The organism is Dubosiella muris, from assembly GCF_004793885.1.
Classification (GTDB): domain Bacteria; phylum Bacillota_I; class Bacilli_A; order Erysipelotrichales; family Erysipelotrichaceae; genus Dubosiella; species Dubosiella muris.
On the sequence record NZ_SRYG01000010.1, the window covers coordinates 1 to 16,540 of the forward strand.

18 protein-coding genes are annotated in these 16,540 nt (G+C 49.5%); 5 read left to right on the forward strand and 13 right to left on the reverse strand.

Features of this window, described 5'->3' with window-relative positions; all coding sequences use genetic code 11:
* Positions 1-278 precede the first annotated feature (278 nt).
* From E5336_RS05800 to E5336_RS05810, 3 genes are all read right to left on the reverse strand, one after another.
* Entirely contained in the window at positions 279-1,193 is a 915-nt protein-coding gene (locus E5336_RS05800) for an RpnC/YadD family protein (protein WP_135980134.1), read from the reverse strand.
* Positions 1,194-1,328: 135 nt separating this feature from the next.
* Positions 1,329-1,955 (reverse strand): hypothetical protein, encoded by a 627-nt coding sequence (locus tag E5336_RS05805; protein WP_135980135.1) that lies wholly within the window; start codon positions 1,953-1,955, stop codon positions 1,329-1,331.
* 167 nt (positions 1,956-2,122) lie between these two features.
* Complete coding sequence (locus tag E5336_RS05810; protein WP_135980136.1) at positions 2,123-2,320, reverse strand: hypothetical protein; 198 nt, start codon at positions 2,318-2,320, stop codon at positions 2,123-2,125.
* 285 nt (positions 2,321-2,605) lie between these two features.
* On the opposite strand from E5336_RS05810, the gene E5336_RS05815 reads away from it, so the two are divergent.
* Both E5336_RS05815 and E5336_RS05820 read left to right on the forward strand, forming a co-directional pair.
* Positions 2,606-5,182: an ATP-dependent Clp protease ATP-binding subunit gene (locus tag E5336_RS05815; RefSeq protein ID WP_135980137.1), complete on the forward strand. Its 2,577-nt coding sequence runs from the start codon at positions 2,606-2,608 to the stop codon at positions 5,180-5,182.
* Positions 5,183-5,295: 113 nt separating this feature from the next.
* Entirely contained in the window at positions 5,296-6,030 is a 735-nt protein-coding gene (locus tag E5336_RS05820; RefSeq protein ID WP_135980138.1) for an NAD-dependent protein deacylase, read from the forward strand.
* Positions 6,031-6,091: 61 nt separating this feature from the next.
* On the opposite strand, the gene E5336_RS05825 is transcribed toward E5336_RS05820, so the two are convergent.
* Positions 6,092-6,955, reverse strand: coding sequence for a MurR/RpiR family transcriptional regulator (locus E5336_RS05825; RefSeq protein ID WP_135980139.1), 864 nt, complete (start codon positions 6,953-6,955; stop codon positions 6,092-6,094).
* Positions 6,956-7,089: 134 nt separating this feature from the next.
* Here E5336_RS05825 and E5336_RS05830 point away from each other — a divergent pair, with 134 nt between their 5' ends.
* On the forward strand, positions 7,090-8,142 hold the full coding sequence (locus tag E5336_RS05830) for a Gfo/Idh/MocA family oxidoreductase (protein WP_135980140.1): 1,053 nt from the start codon (positions 7,090-7,092) through the stop codon (positions 8,140-8,142).
* 9 nt (positions 8,143-8,151) lie between these two features.
* On the opposite strand, the gene E5336_RS05835 is transcribed toward E5336_RS05830, so the two are convergent.
* The 8 genes from E5336_RS05835 to E5336_RS12395 all read right to left on the reverse strand — a co-directional run bounded on the left by E5336_RS05835 (position 8,152) and on the right by E5336_RS12395 (position 13,995).
* Positions 8,152-8,931 carry a hypothetical protein gene (locus E5336_RS05835; RefSeq protein ID WP_135980141.1) on the reverse strand — a complete coding sequence of 260 codons (780 nt, stop codon included), beginning with the start codon at positions 8,929-8,931 and terminating at the stop codon, positions 8,152-8,154.
* The gene (locus E5336_RS05840; RefSeq protein WP_135980142.1) at positions 8,931-9,716 is read right to left on the reverse strand and encodes a hypothetical protein; all 786 of its coding nucleotides are present in this window, start codon (positions 9,714-9,716) and stop codon (positions 8,931-8,933) included. The genes E5336_RS05835 and E5336_RS05840 overlap by 1 nt, the downstream gene beginning before the upstream one ends.
* Positions 9,713-10,489 carry a hypothetical protein gene (locus E5336_RS05845; RefSeq protein ID WP_135980143.1) on the reverse strand — a complete coding sequence of 259 codons (777 nt, stop codon included), beginning with the start codon at positions 10,487-10,489 and terminating at the stop codon, positions 9,713-9,715. Before E5336_RS05845 ends, E5336_RS05840 begins: the two co-directional genes overlap by 4 nt.
* Positions 10,486-11,265 carry a hypothetical protein gene (locus E5336_RS05850; RefSeq protein ID WP_135980144.1) on the reverse strand — a complete coding sequence of 260 codons (780 nt, stop codon included), beginning with the start codon at positions 11,263-11,265 and terminating at the stop codon, positions 10,486-10,488. Before E5336_RS05850 ends, E5336_RS05845 begins: the two co-directional genes overlap by 4 nt.
* 11 nt (positions 11,266-11,276) lie before the next feature.
* Positions 11,277-12,113 carry a GHKL domain-containing protein gene (locus tag E5336_RS05855; protein WP_135980145.1) on the reverse strand — a complete coding sequence of 279 codons (837 nt, stop codon included), beginning with the start codon at positions 12,111-12,113 and terminating at the stop codon, positions 11,277-11,279.
* Positions 12,110-12,826 (reverse strand): LytR/AlgR family response regulator transcription factor, encoded by a 717-nt coding sequence (locus E5336_RS05860; RefSeq protein ID WP_135980146.1) that lies wholly within the window; start codon positions 12,824-12,826, stop codon positions 12,110-12,112. Before E5336_RS05860 ends, E5336_RS05855 begins: the two co-directional genes overlap by 4 nt.
* 292 nt (positions 12,827-13,118) lie before the next feature.
* The gene (locus E5336_RS05865; protein ID WP_135980147.1) at positions 13,119-13,598 is read right to left on the reverse strand and encodes an S-ribosylhomocysteine lyase; all 480 of its coding nucleotides are present in this window, start codon (positions 13,596-13,598) and stop codon (positions 13,119-13,121) included.
* A gap of 46 nt (positions 13,599-13,644) precedes the next feature.
* A complete protein-coding gene (locus E5336_RS12395) occupies positions 13,645-13,995 on the reverse strand; it encodes an acylphosphatase (protein WP_168353574.1) in 351 nt (116 codons plus the stop codon).
* A gap of 173 nt (positions 13,996-14,168) precedes the next feature.
* On the opposite strand from E5336_RS12395, the gene E5336_RS05875 reads away from it, so the two are divergent.
* Both E5336_RS05875 and E5336_RS05880 read left to right on the forward strand, forming a co-directional pair.
* Entirely contained in the window at positions 14,169-14,402 is a 234-nt protein-coding gene (locus tag E5336_RS05875) for a hypothetical protein (RefSeq protein WP_135980149.1), read from the forward strand.
* Between the two features lie 36 nt (positions 14,403-14,438).
* Positions 14,439-15,596, forward strand: coding sequence for an amidohydrolase (locus tag E5336_RS05880; protein WP_135980150.1), 1,158 nt, complete (start codon positions 14,439-14,441; stop codon positions 15,594-15,596).
* Between the two features lie 33 nt (positions 15,597-15,629).
* On the opposite strand, the gene E5336_RS05885 is transcribed toward E5336_RS05880, so the two are convergent.
* Entirely contained in the window at positions 15,630-16,538 is a 909-nt protein-coding gene (locus E5336_RS05885) for a hypothetical protein (protein WP_135980151.1), read from the reverse strand.
* Between the last annotated feature and the right edge of the window lie 2 nt (positions 16,539-16,540).

The following is a 16,540-nucleotide window of genomic DNA, read 5'->3' on the forward strand; positions in this document are numbered from 1 at the left end:
ATGAACGAAGTTATAAATTAGTAAATCCTTCATACCTTTATATACGACAAAACGAGGGAAAACCGGACATTATTTTTTAAAATTTTTGAAAATTCTAAAAACTTGCCATATTCGTCGGTTTTTATTTTTTGGTAAAGAGTGCTTTTTACAGGCATTGACTGAATGATGTTGAATAACACAATCGAAAATTGGATGTTTTTGAAAGAATTTGATGACTTTACTTCCTTTCTCCAAAAAGAAACGCCCTGAATCGTAGGCACAGGGCGTTTTGTTTGGATCTATAGATTTTGCTGGAGCGCGCGCACTTGCTCGATGGAAAGCTCGGTATCCTCGGCAATTTCCGCAATGGGAAGGTTGCGCGCAAGCATTTTTTGAGCGAGCTGAATTTTTACAGCTTGAGAAATTTCGTCGCGAATCTCGTTCTTGACTTCGCTTTTCACTTCGTCGCGAATCTCGCTCTTCATTTCGTCACGAATCTCATTTTTGACTTCGCGCTTCACTTCGTCACGCAATTCCACCCGCATTTCCGCGCGGACTTCTTCCCACACCGAATCGGTAAACGTCATCATACTTTTTCGCTCCTTTCCATATTTGACTTGTCGCATTTTATCCCGCAAATTATCATGAAACAGCTGGTTTGGATTGCACTGCCGGAAATCGTGGATCAGTTTTCCCAGCGCAGTGTCCGTTTTTTCATAAGCTCCATTGACACAAACGATTTTTAAATGGGTGTCGACCACTTCTCCTGTTTCCAGTATACTACGTCCTAACGTATATTTGGGTAGATTCATTCCAAATACATCCGTTTCGGTAAAAAAGATGACCGTCACATCCGGAATCTGCTCATAGCTCGCTCCTTTGTTCAAGGCGGCGATAAACGTCAGCGCCGCATAAAACTCCATTCGCGGAAACAAAATGACGAGCCGGCCGTTGCGCTGCATTTCCAAAATATCAATTTTGTTTTCTTTCATCGCAGCATGCAGGTCAAAGACGCCATCGTGCTCTTTCAAGCTGTTAATGACACGATATTCGACTTTGGCATCCACACAAACAAGATCCGGTTCATCCAAAATCGTCCGGAACACGAATTCGACAAGCGGAATATCGTCGTGGAACATCATTTGAAACAATCCCGAATCCAAAATACGAAGCCGGTCAATGAGAGTGGAAATTTTGTCATAGTTTGTTGGCATAGCTTTTCTCCTTTCCGTAGGAGAAAGACCTCTACACCTTTCTATACGACAAAAAGGAGGAAAAGGGGAGAAAAAATGAAAAAAGTGAATGTTTCCGATTTTAAAGAAAACATCACACTTGAACAAAGCGTTTTCCTAAAACTGCTGCTTTTCCAAAAAGTTCAACAAATCATGACGAAAATGTCGAAGGGCGGACTCGTTAGCCCCGGTTTCTAAATAAAAGCGCATTTGCGTGACATATTCGTTTTCCAGCAATTCCATGGATTTTTTCTGTTTCTCCTGCTTCACATAGTGAAACAAGGAAAGAAACGTAAACAAATTGATGATAAACAAGACGCCAAGAACGATCCAGTAGTTTTTTAGAAAAAACAACACGTTGAAGGGTTCGAAAATATGACAGGCGCATAAAGCGACTAAAATCACATTCAGCATGAGTGAAATCAAATATCCGCTCATTTGCACGCTCGCAAGCCGGGCTTTGGAAAACCCGCGAATCATGCCAAACAACAAGAGAAGAAGCAGGCATGAAGCGAACAAATAGACAGAAAACATGTCGCCCATGTTCAACGCGTCGAATTCCGCCAATTCCGGCGGGCGATGCAAAAGAAAGTAGGTGAAAGAAACTGCTAGAATCTCCGAAACCACTAAAGCGATTTGACAAAGCAAAATACCGAAAAGCAACCGCTTTTTCGGCTCCTGCCGGATCGTCTGGCATAAAAACAAAAACTCCAGGGCGCAGTTGAAAACGTTTCGGAAAATCATGGCGCGACTTGGGATTAGATTGTTCACAGGGTACACCACGATCATCATGAACAATGTCATTTTCCAAAAAAATGAGAACCTTCGCTTCATAGAAAAAAACAGCGAATAAAAGAAAGCGATGGTCGCGGACTGGAAAGTCAAAATCAAAACAAACAATCCAAGTTCCATCAACAATCACGCTCTTCTTTCCAATGTCGTTCCCGGGCGCCCAGAATCCACAAATAAACCGCCAGCGCGAACAAAAAGGCGCTATACAAAAAGTAGCCCGGACTGATGCCGGCCACCCCGTTGGCTTTCAAAATAAACAACGTGATTTGAAGCGCGATGGAAGCGATCAGGCAAACAACACCACAAAGCGTCAACATACAAATTCCCCCTTTTTTCTATTATACCAAACTGCTTTCTTTTCCATGGAAAAAGAAAGGTTAAAATATAAGTTAGTATGATAAAAAAAGAAAAATATTTAAAAACAAAGACGTGTTTTCCATTCTTTCATCGGATAAAATAAAAAAGAGGAAAACCACATCCAAAAAGAAAGCGAGGAGGATGAAAAGACAAAAGGGAACAAAAAGCAAATGAATGGAAGTGAAAAAACCAGCGTTCTATAATGATTTTAAAGATGAAAGTAATCTCAAGTAAGGAGGACTTCTATGGATTTTGAAAAAATGTCCGAGAATCTGCAAAAGATCCTGATGAACGCCGTCAACGACGCGAAAGCGAATCAACACGCTTCCGTGGATACGATCGACGTTTTGGAAGCGATGTTCAAAGCCGACATTCTCGACGGTTTGTTCGACCGGTTGAATGTGGACAAGAAACTCGCCCTGACGATCATTGCGGATGAAGAAAAAAAGATCGTGAAGAGCTCTTCTCAAAACATCAATTTGTCGAACGAGGTACAAAAATCAATCGACAAAGCGGCAAAATGGGCGAGTCAGCACGATGAAATCTACTTATCCGTAGCTACACTGTGGATTGCGTTGATGTTCAACCGTTCCTATATTTCCCGCCGTCTCGTTCAAACGTTCAACTTGACGGAAAAAGCTTGCGAGCAAGCCGAACTCGATCGTCGAGGCGGACGCAAGATGGATACGCCAAACGCCGAAGACAATCTGGAAGCGCTGAAAAAATACGGACGCGACTTAGTCGCCGAAGTGCGCGAAGGAAAAATCGACCCGATCATCGGCCGTGACGACGAGATCCGGCGCGTGATGCAAATCCTGTCCCGGAAAACGAAAAACAATCCGGTTTTGATCGGTGAGCCAGGCGTTGGTAAAACCGCCGTCGTCGAAGGACTGGCTTGGCGAATCATGAAAGGCGACGTGCCTGAATCGTTAAAAGATAAAACTCTGATCGAACTCGATATGGGTTCCCTGATCGCCGGCGCGAAATACCGCGGCGAGTTCGAGGAACGCCTGAAAGCCGTATTGGATGAAATCAAAGGATCCAACGGCCGGATCATCGTCTTCATCGACGAGATCCACAATCTGGTCGGCGCCGGAAAGACCGAAGGGTCGATGGACGCCGGCAACCTGCTCAAACCAATGCTCGCGCGTGGCGAACTGCATATGATTGGCGCCACCACGTTCAATGAATATCGTCAATACATCGAAAAGGACGCCGCACTGGAACGTCGTTTCCAAAAAGTCAACGTCCGTGAACCGAACGTCGAAGATACGATCGCCATCCTGCGTGGATTGAAAGACCGCTTCGAAGGCTACCACGGTGTCCGTATTTTGGATGACGCGCTCGTTTCCGCCGCCACAATGTCCGACCGCTACATTACCGACCGGTTTTTGCCGGACAAGGCCATCGACCTTGTCGACGAGGCGTGCGCGACTTTGAAAGTCCAAATGGAAAGCATGCCGCAGGAACTCGACGAACTGGAACGTAAGATCATGCAGCTCCAAATCGAAAAGACGTCGCTCATGTCGGAAACGGATAAAAAAGCCGTGGAACGCCGCAGCGAAATCGAAGAGGAAATGGGCAAGCTTCAGGAAAAGCGCGACGAGCTCCACTCCAAATGGGAAGACGAGAAACGCATTCTCAACATGGCGCAGGAAGACAAGCTCGCGCTTGAAAAAGCGAAACTCGATCTGGAACAAGCGCAAAACGACCTTCGCTATGAGGATGCCGCCAAACTGCAATACCAGATCATTCCGGAACTGGAAGCGCGCATCAACAAAGACAATGGCGGATTGCCAAACGATGAAGGCGCCTTGATTCAGGAAACCGTCAACGAGGAACTCGTATCCAAAATCATTTCCCGCTGGACCGGTGTGGAAGTGACCCGTCTTGTCGAAAGCGAGCGCGAAAAGCTGCTCAACCTGCAAAAGGTTCTCGAGCGCCGCGTCGTAGGACAAGACCACGCGATCGAACTTGTTGTCGACTGCATTTTACGATCGAAAGCGCAAATCCAGGACGAAAACCGTCCAATCGGTTCGTTCATGTTCCTCGGTCCTACCGGTGTCGGAAAAACCGAAGTCGCCAAAGCTTTGGCCGAACAGCTGTTCGACGACGAGCGCCACATCGTTCGAATCGACATGTCCGAATACATGGAGAAACATAGCGTCGCCCGTTTGATCGGAGCGCCTCCAGGATACGTCGGCCATGAGGAAGGCGGACAGCTGACCGAAGCGGTACGCCGCAATCCATATTCGATCGTCTTGTTCGATGAAATCGAAAAAGCGCATCCGGATGTGTTTAACGTATTGCTGCAAATTCTGGATGACGGACGAATCACCGACTCCAAAGGCGTGACGGTTGATTTCAAAAACACGATCATCATTTTGACGAGCAATCTGGGAAGCCAGTACGCGTTCGAATACAAAAACGAACCGGAACTTCTTCAAGAGAAATACATGGAAGCGGTGAAAGCGCACTTCCGTCCGGAATTTATCAACCGAATCGACGAAATCGTCGTATTCAACGCCCTTCACGACAAAGCCTTTGTCAAGATCGCACGCAAGTTCATGGGCGAACTCATCGAGCGTTTGAAAGAAAAAGACATCACTGTCCATGTCAGTGACGCCGTTTACGACCGGATCGCGGAAAATGGCGTGGATCCGTTGTTTGGCGCCCGTCCGATGAAACGGTACATCCAGCGTCAGATCGAGACGGAAATCGCCCGTCAAATGATCAAAGAAGGCGCGATGCAGGACGCGACGATCCGCATCGACGTCCGCGATGGACACTACGACATCAAAGTGACAAAAAACAAAAAGTAAATCCTCAAAACCAAAGCCGGGAAGTCGATTTCCGGCTTTTTTCCAGCCAGAACGATCCCGCTTTGCATCGAGGAAAAAGAAGACTACAATAAAAGAAACAAGGAGGAAACAGTATGAATCCAATCAAGCAGTTACACGATATCATTGAGAAATCCGACAATATCGTTTTTTTTGGCGGAGCCGGCGTGTCGACCGAAAGCCACATCCCCGACTTTCGCAGCGACAACGGGCTGTATAAACGAAAGTATCCTTATCCGGCGGAAACGATGCTGAGCCACACGTTTTACACCCAGCATCCCAAGGAGTTTTTTGAATTTTATTTTAACGAGATGATTTATCAAGACGCCGTTCCCAACAAAGCGCATGCCGCGCTGGCCAAGCTGGAACAGGAAGGAAAGCTCAAAGCCGTCATTACGCAAAACATCGACGGCCTGCATCAAAAGGCCGGTTCTTTGAACGTGCTTGAGCTGCATGGTTCCGTGCTCCGCAATTTCTGCACCCGCTGCCATAAGGCGTTTACGCTCGAGGAAACGATCGCGCGCCGTGATCAGGACGGCATTCCGCGATGCGACGTGGACAACGCCATCATCAAGCCCGACGTCGTGCTGTACGAAGAAGGGCTCGATGAATCGGTCATTTACGCGGCGGTGGACGCCATCTCGCACGTCGACACGCTCATCGTGGGCGGCACAAGCCTGGTTGTGTATCCGGCCGCGGGACTCATTCAGTATTTTCGAGGAAAAAACCTTGTCCTCATCAACCGGGACAGCACGCCAATGGATGGAAAGGCGACACTGGTCATTCACGACGCCATCGGCAAAGTGCTCGACGAAGCCGTCAATGGATAAACAGAAAAGATCAAAGGAGAAGTAGAAACGCGCTTCTCTTTTCTTTTTCATAAAACGGCGGCTAGAACGTTTTGTCTTGTTCTATGGCGCGGACGTTTTCCATCCGATAGGACAAATGCTCGTCATAGTGGCGGGCAAAATAAGCCGAATACAGCAAATCGAGCAAAAAGAGAATGGAAACTTCCGAAGAATACGACGCGATTTTCGCAAACCAGTCTTCCTTGGAAAAAATCGTCAAAACGACATCCGCGCTTTGCCGCAAAACGTTATCGTGCCGTCCTGTCAAAGCGATCATGGGCACGCCGCGCGCCTGACAAAGCGGAATTAAAGCCATCGGCTCTCTTTGAGGCGGCATTCCGGAATAGGAAATCAAAATCGCGCAGTCACGAAAAGTCAATGTGTTGACGAAATAGCGGGCGTCGGCCGGCTCGCATAAGTCGACACGTTTTCCAAGCTTTACCATTTTTTGAATGAAGATCCGGCTCAAAGAGCGGTTGGCGCCAATGCCCAAAACAACGATCCGCTCGCTTTCATCCAAAATCGAGGCCGCCTTTTCCAACGCGGCGTCTTCGCACAAATCGTTCGTTAAATAAACGCTTTCCATATAGATTTGCGCCAAGTGGCTACGCATTTGCGCGGTGCGATCCTGCTTTGAAAAAGGAATGTTTGTGTCGACCCCCTCGAACAACCGTTCCGTTTCCTTTCTTTCGAAAACATACGCCTTGTGAAAGGCGGTCCAGCCAGAAAATCCGAGCGCTTTCGCGACCCGTACCAAAGTCGCCTTGGACGTAAAGGTCGCTTCGGCGACTTCTTGCATCGACATGTTTTCTAGTGCGTTGGCTTCCAGCAATAGAAAGCGGGCGACCGCGCTACGCGCGTCGTGGACTTCCTGGGCCAGACGCTCGATTTTTTCCCGAATAAGCATTGCGTTCCTCTTTCTAAAATTTCGTTTCAAATTTTTTCGTGGTTTTTCATTATTTTATCATGAAAGCGTAAAGACCCGAAACCGGATTTCAGCGCCATCGGGTACAATAAAAGCGAAAAGGAGAGTGTTGAAAGATGAGAACCATTCAAGTTGGAATGATTGGCAATGGAAAAAGCGCAAATCGCTACCACGCGCCGTTTTTGCTGGATCTACCCGAAAAATTCAAAATCAAAACAATTTATAGCCGGAACCATGCCCGGGATTCGTGGGCTGAAATAGAGGGTGTGTGCTACACGAACCAAATGGAACACGTGCTGCTGGATCCCGAGATTGAGCTTGTCGTGATTGCCACCAGACACGACACGCATTATGAATTCGCGAAACAAAGCCTGCTGGCCGGAAAGCACACGCTAGTCGAAAAGCCTTTTACCATGACCAGCGCCCAAGCCATTGAATTGTTCGCTTTAGCCCGCGAGCGAGACGTCATGTTGCAAGGCTATCAAAACCGGCGATTCGACAGCGACTACCTGACGATGAAAGCCGTGATCGAAAGTCAAAAGCTCGGTACGCTGCTCGAAGTGGAATTGTATTATGACTATTACCGGCCGGATGTGCCGCAAGCTGTCGAATCGTATTCGCGCATGAGCTCGTTTGTATACGGACACGCCTGCCACACGCTAGACCAAATGCTGGCGCTCTTTGGAAATCCCCAACGCGTTGTCGGGGATGTTCGCTCGCTGCTTGGCGCGGGCCGGATGAACGATTATTTCGATTTTGACTTATTTTACGAAGAGCCCTTGAAGGTTTCCGTGAAATCCAGTTATTTTCGCGCGAAGGCGAGGCCGAAGTTCATCGCATACGGGACGAAGGGAATGTTTATCAAAGAAACGGAAGACCGGCAGGAGGAAGATTTGAAACGATTTTACTTTCCGCAAGGACATCCGGATTTTGGAAAAGACCGGCCTTTCGAGTTTGGCACGCTCATATACTACGATGAACAAGGCGCGTATCACGAGGAAAAGGTGCCGACGGTCGAAAGCCGGTATTCCAGTTTTTACGAGGCGGTTTACGATACGATCGTTGAAGGCAAAAAACAGCTTGTAACGCCGGAACAAACGATTGCGCTCATGCGCCTGCTCGAAAACGCGTGCGCCGGTTTGGAAAACAAAAGCGAGGATTTAAAATGATCTTCGCTTTTATTCGTTGTCCTGTTCCAGAAAATTGAGCAAATCGTGACGCAGCCGCCGCCATCCGTCCTTGGAAGACTCGTTATTTAAATAAAAGAGCAGCTGGCCGTGATAAATGGTTTCCAGGCGCAGCTGGCTTTGGCGCAATCTTTCCAGCCGCGCAAAGCGGGAGAGCGAGAAAAGCGTCAAAACGTTCAGAACGAGCAGGATCGCCACCACGAATGGATAGGAAACGGAAAAAAAATCATCCCGCCTCGTTCCAAGCAGCTGGCAGACGCACAACACGAGCAAAATATTGTTTAAAAGCAGGCAGCCCAAATATGTGATCATTTTCGTGCTGGCAGTCAGCGTTTTGGAAAAGATTTGCAGCAAAGCGAAAACGATGAGCGTCATCCATCCGCACGCGATCCAAGTCATGATTTTTTGCACGTTGTCAAAAGCCGAAAAGTCCGTTGTTTTTCGCGTCAAGAGATACAGCATCGGAATGCCGCAAATTTCGACGAGCACAAGCGCGGTTTCATATAAGAGAACGGCGAAAACGATTCTTCTTGTCGTTTCCTGCCAAAAAAGAAACCGGCACAACACGCCAAGAAAGACGCAGTTGAAGAGATTTTTAATGATTAAATCCATTTCAGCCAGCCGCAAGTCGATTGGAAAGATGACGCCCACAAACGCGATCCATAAAACGAGAAATTGACGCCATGGTCGTTTGGCGCGCAAATACAAGGCGAATAAAGCCGATTGAACGGCAGACTGGTAAAACAGCGCCGCAATGTACCAGCCGGGCATCAGGATTCCTCCTTTGTCGTTTCCCAGAAGTTCAGCAAGTCGTGGCGCAGCCGGCGCAACACATGCTCGTCAGACTTGTCACGCACATAACAGGCCAGTTGTTTTTGATAGACGGATTCCAATGCGCGTTGTGCGCTTTGCGCTTTTTGGATTCGGATAAACCGGCGCAAAGAAACGAAAGTTGCCCCGTTAAAAACGAAAAGAAACGCCAGCGCGATTCCATAGGAACGGGCGAAGAACACGTGCTCGTCTGGGACGACGATGAACGCGCCGCAAAGCGCCGTAAAACCAACGTTCAGCAGCATGCCCAGCAAATACAAAAATCCCTTTTTCCGGGTCACCAGTCCGTTAGGAAACACTTGAAGCATGACAAGATACACGATGGTCAGCGCGAATGAACCGAGGGCATACATAAAGCTTTGATCGACGTTGAACCGTGTTGGATCCGGGCTGTGGCCGGTAAAGACGTAAAACGCGAAAACCGAAACGATTTCCGTAAGCACGAGTCCGAATTCGTACAACGCCGTCGCCATGATGATCGTGCGCCTTTTCAACGAGCGAAATACGATTTGGCTCGCGACGACAAGCAGTCCGAAGTTGAATATGTTTTTTAGCAGCGGCCACGTGGCTGGAAACAACGTGTCGAGCGGGTAGAGAACCAGCATGAACAATCCCAAATAAAACAGAAAGAGCCGCCGTTTTTCAGGCGAAGGATAGTAAAGCGCGAAAAACGCGGATTGCACGACGCTTTGATAAAGCAGCACAACAAAAAAAGCGGATGTCATCTGGATTCCTCCTTTGCCGCTTCCCAGAAGTTCAGCAAGTCGTGACGCAAGTGCCGCCACGCCATCGCGTCTCTTTCGCGACTGGCGTACAAGGCCAGCTGTTTTTTGTATTCCCGTTCCAGCCCCGAAAGCGTATGCTGACGGCGCGCCGCGTGGAAATGATGGTGCAGCGAACCGAGAATACCGGCCATCAAGACAACCATAAAGCCCGTTAAAAGGCTGTATGCGAGCGGATCGAAAGACAAAATCAGCAGGGATGCGCATAGCGCGGTCAAAATCACGGATACAAGCAGCCAGACCACATTCGTGGCGACTTTTATTTTGGCGGTGACTCTTTTCGAAAAGATGGCGAGCAAAACAAAGAAGACGAAGGTGGCGCCCAACGAGCCAAGTGTGTAAGTCAAAAGCTGGTTTTGATCCAAAGTGGATGGATCGGGCACAAAACCAAACGCGAGGTACAAGACCAAAATCAAAACCACCTCCGTGAGAAAGTAACCGATTTCCAGCAGGACGATTCCAAACGTAAGGACAAACCGCGGGACATCCCAAAGCAAAAGCGAGCTGGCGAACCATAAAATCAAAGCGTTCGCCGCGTTTTTCACAATGGGCTGCCGGGCGAAAAGCCACGTGTCCAGCGGAAACAGCACCAACACGAAAATGCCCATATAGCCTAGTCCAGTTTTTCTTTTTCGCGGAGCGTCGAAATAAAGTGTCAAAAACAGAGAGGAAATCAGCGCCTGGTATCCAACGAGCGCGGCATACCAAAGCGTCATGACTGGTTTTCCTCCCAGAAATTCAATAAATCGTGACGCAGCCGGCGCCAGCCTTCCTCGCGCTGGTCGTTTTCCATATAAAGAAGAAGCTGCTTCTTGTATTCGTATTCCAGCCGTTCCGCGACTTGACGCTGCCGTTCCCGCCGAATCACGCGAGTCAGCGAAAAAAGAGTAGCCAGATTGGCGCCAATCAAAACCGCGACCACGCCCCAGTAGCTGGATTCGAAAAACGAAGGGTTGTACGGTATGAAAATCTGGCAAACGGCCAACACGAGCAAAATGACGTTAAAGAGCAGGCAAGCCAAATACCAGAACATTTTCGTATGGGCGGACGGCGCTTTGGAAACGACAGAAAGCGTCCCAAAAACAAACACGGCCAGCCAGATGCAGGCAATCAACGTGAACACTTTTTGAATCGGTCCGTACATGCGCAAATCGGGCACGAAACCAAAAAGAAGATACATCGTCGGAACGGCGAGGATTTCAAAGAGCACGAGCATGATTTCATAAAGCAGCACAGCCAATATGATTTTTCTCATTTTCTGGTCGCGAAACAGAAACCGGCAAAGCACAACAAGGGACCCGCAAAAAAACGCGTTTTTGATAAAAAGGTCGTATTCGCCAATCCAGGAACCAATCGGAAACAAGACGAATACAAGCAGCGTCCACAAAATCCCAAACGCGCGGGCCGGATGCTTGCCGTTGAGAAAGACGATAAAAAAGATAGCGTGAAGCGCGGATTGATAAGCCAGCGCGGCGGCGTACCAGAGTGGCATAGCGACCTCCTTCACCCGTTGTTTTCGCACAGCGTGGCCGTGCAGCGGCACCGGGTTCCATCGGTTTCGTGTGTAAACAATCCATTGTGGGTTTTGCATGTGTGCTCGATGATCGCCAGGCCGAGGCCGTGCTGTTTTTGGTCTTTTTTCGTGGAACGGCCTTTGACCAGCGCCGCGTGGGCCGGAATGGTGTTTTCCACCTGGCAGACGAGCACGTTGGCACGCGTATGCAAGTGGATGTCAATCACCCGGTCTTTATCCAAGGCGAGCACCGCTTCGATGGCGTTGTCGATCAAGTTGGAAAGGACGCTTAAAATGGCGTAACCATCCAAATTCAGCTCAGCGGGCACGGCCGCGACAATCGAGTAGTCGATGCCATGCGATTTCATAATAAGCGATTTATGGTAAAGCAAGGCGTCCACGATTTTGTGCGGACAATAGTTGACGAACAGCGAATCGGCTTCCTCGTGAAGAAGCTCGTCGATTTTCGCCCGTCGAACCATCTCGTCCTGCGGGATATCCTTCATCATGGTTTTTAGTTTTTCCTGCAGTCTGGCCATGTCCTGCTCGGCTTTCATCGTCGCTAAAAGATGTTCTTTTTGAATCGCGTTTTGCGCGCGGAGCACTTCCTTGCGGGTGTCTTCCTGCATTTCCTCCAGCAGCGTGCGAATGAGCCGGACCGCGAAAAATCCCGAACCGCAAAAAAGCGCGAGAACGCAAAGAACCCATCCGGGAGCGAAGGTGATGCGAATCGTCCGGTTGGCAAGCGGAATGAGAACGATGAGCGCGGCTTCGAACAACAAATACATCGCCACGTTGAAGCGCGGTGAAGAAAAGCGTTTTTTCATAAAATTCCCTCCTTTGGATCGGTTAAATAGCGATGAAAGGAGGTCTTGATCGGCTGGATATAGCCTCTGGAAACCGAAAGAAGCTTGCCGTCGTCCATTTTCAAATCGTGAACCATATAAGAGCGGACGTAACGGAAGTTGACGACAAACGAGCGGTGGCAGCGGTGAAACGAATCGGGAAGCTGCCGGATCAGCGTTTCCAAATCCTCTTTGACTTTGATCGTTTCCGTCCGGCAGTACACGAGCGTGTACCGCTTGATGCGCTCCAAATAAAGCACCCTGTCGGGATCGAGCCGAATCGTCGAAGTGCCGGTGTGGGCGACGATTTCCTTTGGCCGGCTTTTCAGCAGCCCCACCGCCTTTTGCATCGCCGCTTCCAGACGGGTTTCTTTTTGTGGTTTGTAAACAAAATAGCAATGGTCGACTTCGTACACGTCGCACGCCTTTTCCAAATACGAGCTTAAAAACACGAGGATGCACGAAGGGTCGATTTTCTTAATGGTCTTGGCGGTTTCGATTCCGCTGACGTCGTTTTTGAGCATGATGTCCATGAGTACGATGCGCGGGATGCGCGCGGTTTGGATGTGCGCGATCAACGCGTTCTCGTCGGTAAATCCATGGATGGCGCCTTCCGGAAAACGGGCGCGAAGCCAGTCGATGAGCTTTTCGTTTTGCACGGGATCGTCTTCGCAAAGATTGATTTCATAATCCATAAAATTCCTACTTTCTTTATAAATAAAATTATAATTCAAGCGAAAAAAAGAAGGAAGCGGAACTTGAAATAAACACGGAAATTATAATTTAATACTTATATATTTGGATCAAAAAAGGCAGAATTGGCGGGTTCTTATGTTTTTTGGGTCAAAAAGCGTGCATTTGGGGACATAGAGGGGACAAATCGCATAAAAATCGGTAAGATATACTTAGAAGACGAGAACTGTTTTGTGGGGAAGCTGTTTGAATCTTGTTTCAAAAAAAAGCCGGAGGTAAAAATCCGGCTTTTTGCTACTGAGGATAGTGAAGGGAATCCGGTCCAATCGAATCCAGCGTTTGCGAAAGGTAGCGCCGGGCGACAAAACGGGCCATGGGCAAGTTCATATCGAGATAGTTGCCGCAGTCTTTCGGACTCGCGCCAGGGACATCGCCCTCGAAAGTGGCGATCCAGGCGAAAAGGGAGCGGACGAGTTCGACAACGTCCTCGGATTCCAAGTCGCCAGCCAAAATCAAATAAAAACCGGTCCGGCAGCCCATAGGGCCAAAGTAAATGACGTTTTCTTTCCAGTCCGGATCGTTGCGCAAATACGTGGCGCCTAAATGCTCGATCGTATGGACTTCTGCCGTGTTGAGCACCGGCTCGTCGTTGGGACTTGTCATGCGGATGTCGAACGTCGTCAGCGTCGTGTTTCCGGCATGGTCTTTGCGGGAAACGTAAATCCCGGGTTTCAATTTCAAATGATCCACAGTAAAGCTCGCTATTTTTTCCATCGGTTCCTCCTTGTTTTTGATTGATCGAAAAGGTGTTTTCAAATTTCTAGTAATTCAGCATTTCAAAATCGGACGCGCCAACCGGTTCAAGCGTCTGCACATCCACCGATTGGATTCGAATCCGGGGAATGCTTTCCATTTGGGAAATCAAGGCGTCGATTCGCGCTTTCGGCCCTTCGAGTTCCGCGTCCACCGAGCCATCTTCGTTGTTTTTGACCCAGCCCGCCAGCTTCATGTTGATCGCCCGGCGCCACATTTCAACCCGGAAGCCGACGCCTTGCACCGTTCCGGTAAAATGATAGCGGCGGCGGACTATGTCGTCTGTAGGCAGCGAATCGTACGCGTTCGCAACCGGATTTTTAGGATATTTGGTTTGATATTTTTTAAAGAAATTCATAGGGATTCTCCTCGTTTCTTTATTATACCATTCTTCAAAACAAGCGATGGATTTCTTTTTTAGAAAAAAGGCTGGCAAAAGCTGGAAGAATATTGTCTTTTTCGTATAATTGCCAGAAAAAATCGAAGACAATACAATACTTATGATATGATCCGTAAAAAGGAGGTTTTGCCATGTCAAACCAAACCAAAAACAGCGAGACGCTCTCCTGGGTATGTCTGGGCGTCGGCGTCGTTTCATGGCTTTTTAATCCATTCGCGCTGCTTTCGATCCTCGGCATCTTTTTGTACGTGTACACCCGTTCGACGTATGGCGTCAAAAACATCAAGCTGACCGCCGGAGGGCTTTTGTCCGGCATCGCGCTTTTGTTTTTTATACTCGCCATCTTGAAAATCGTAGGCTGGTAAGTGTTATACTGATAGCAATAGAAGAGAGGGTCCACGATGAAAACGTCAATCAAAAGCCAAATCGAAACGCAATGCGATCAAGGGCTGTCCGAATTTGAGGCAATTAGCGAATTTGTTTTCGCCCATCCCGAACCGGGAGGAAAAGAAGAGGTGTGCGCCCGGTATTTAAGCGACCGGCTCGAACAAAACGGCTTCAAGGTTTGGCGGGCGTACCAAGGCATGCCGACCGCGTTTCGCGCCGAATGGGGAAGCGGGCCGGTTACGATCGCGTTTTTAGCCGAATACGACGCGCTCCCAGGCTACGGGCCGGGCCATGACGAATGGGCGCACGCCTGCGGACACAACTGGATTAGCGCCACCGCGCTTGGCAGCGCCATCACGCTTTCACGCGTGTTCTCTTCCCGGGACATTCGTCTTGTCGTCTTTGGCACGCCGGCCGAGGAAACGTTGGGAGGAAAATGCGAGCTCGTTCAAAACGGGGCGTTTGACGACGTCGATTTCGTGCTCCAGGCCCATTTGGGCGGCCATACGATGGTCCGCCCGAAAACGCAAGCGATGGATTCCATCGAGTTTTCGTTTTTTGGCCGCGCCGCCCACGCCGCCATGTCGCCTGAGCAAGGCATCAACGCGCTTGAAGCCGTCTTGCTGCTTTTTCAAGGCATCAACGCGCGCCGGCCCTACTGGAAAAAAAGCGCTTCCGTCGCCGGGATCATTACCGATGGCGGGCAGGCGTGCAATATCGTTCCCGATTACGCCGCGTGCCGCTTTTATGTCCGCGACGCGACCCGCCAAGAGGTCGAAACGCTGACGTCCACGCTGCAAGCCATTGGACAAGGCGCGCAAGCGATGACCGGCGCGCGGATGGAAACGCGCTTTTTTGAAAACTCGTTTGACGAATTGCGCAACGACGAAACGCTTTGCTCGGTTGTCGAAGCCAATTTGCGCCGTCTTGGCATCGAGCGGTTTTACGAACCCGAGTATCCGGGTGGAAGCTCGGACATCGGCAACGTGTCCCACGTCGTGCCGACGATGTATTTTGAACTCGAAACCGGCATGGTTCCACCTGTCTACGCGCACGAGAGCGGATTTCTCGAGGCGGTTCACGGCCCGCTGGCCCGGTCCAGTTTACGGCAGGCGGTTTTGGCCATGACGTGGAGCGTAGCCGATATTTTGGAAGCCGGGAACAAAGAATAAATAAAAAAAGGCGGGTTTGAGAAAATCGCCTTTTTATAAGGTGTCGGATGGTTCGGTGTACAGCTTCCAGCCATCGCTTTCGCGCACGAGAACCGTCTTTTTGTTGGTGGCGCTGGCGTCCAATGCGTTTGGCGGCAGACGGACTCCGTTCGGATGGCTTTCATCGAACAAGAAAGGCGTTTGCCCGTCCCGAACAAAGACGGCGTCGTTGCCAACCGGGAAGGCGTCCTGAAAGGGTCCGCACATTTTGCCGCCGTCAATCACCAGAAACCCATCGTCGGTTTGAACGGGATACATGCCTTGGACCGGCGCGTAAAAGCGGGAAAGGCCATAGTTTTGAAACAAGTCGTTTTGATGGTGGTAAACGGCGTTTTGAAGCGGTCCGTACACTTCGCCGGTTTGCCGGTTCCAAATCCGGTACGCGCCATCGAGTTTTCCTTGCGCCACATCGTCCAGATCGTAAACGATATACGCCTCGCTTGAAAAGAGATCCGAAGGAATGTCCGTCCACGAAGCCCCCTTTGGATCCAGCAAATCGCTTGTGGTCGTATACCGTACTTTTTCGCTGTCCGGGTCGTACGCGAGCACGTTGGAGTCGACGCCGCCAATGCCTTCCAGCGCCTCTTTCTTTTTTCTCCCGGTCGCGTAGTCGAAACTTTGGGAATCGCCATCGCTTGTTCGAAGCAGCACGTCCTCCTCGATCCATAAGGCGTGGGTATACGTCGTTCGTCCCGCCTCGTTGCCTTCACTGTCCAAAATATGCAGGAGGCCGTCGTCCTGCTGCGCCAAATAGTAGCCTTTGTGGACTTGGGGGATGGAACGATCCGCCAAATGCGGCATGTCTTTTTTCAAAATATACGGACTGCCGGCTTGCCCGGGGCGGGCGCACGCAACCATCCCGCCAAGCAAGCACGCCATTCCAATCGTTTTCCATTTTTTCATCG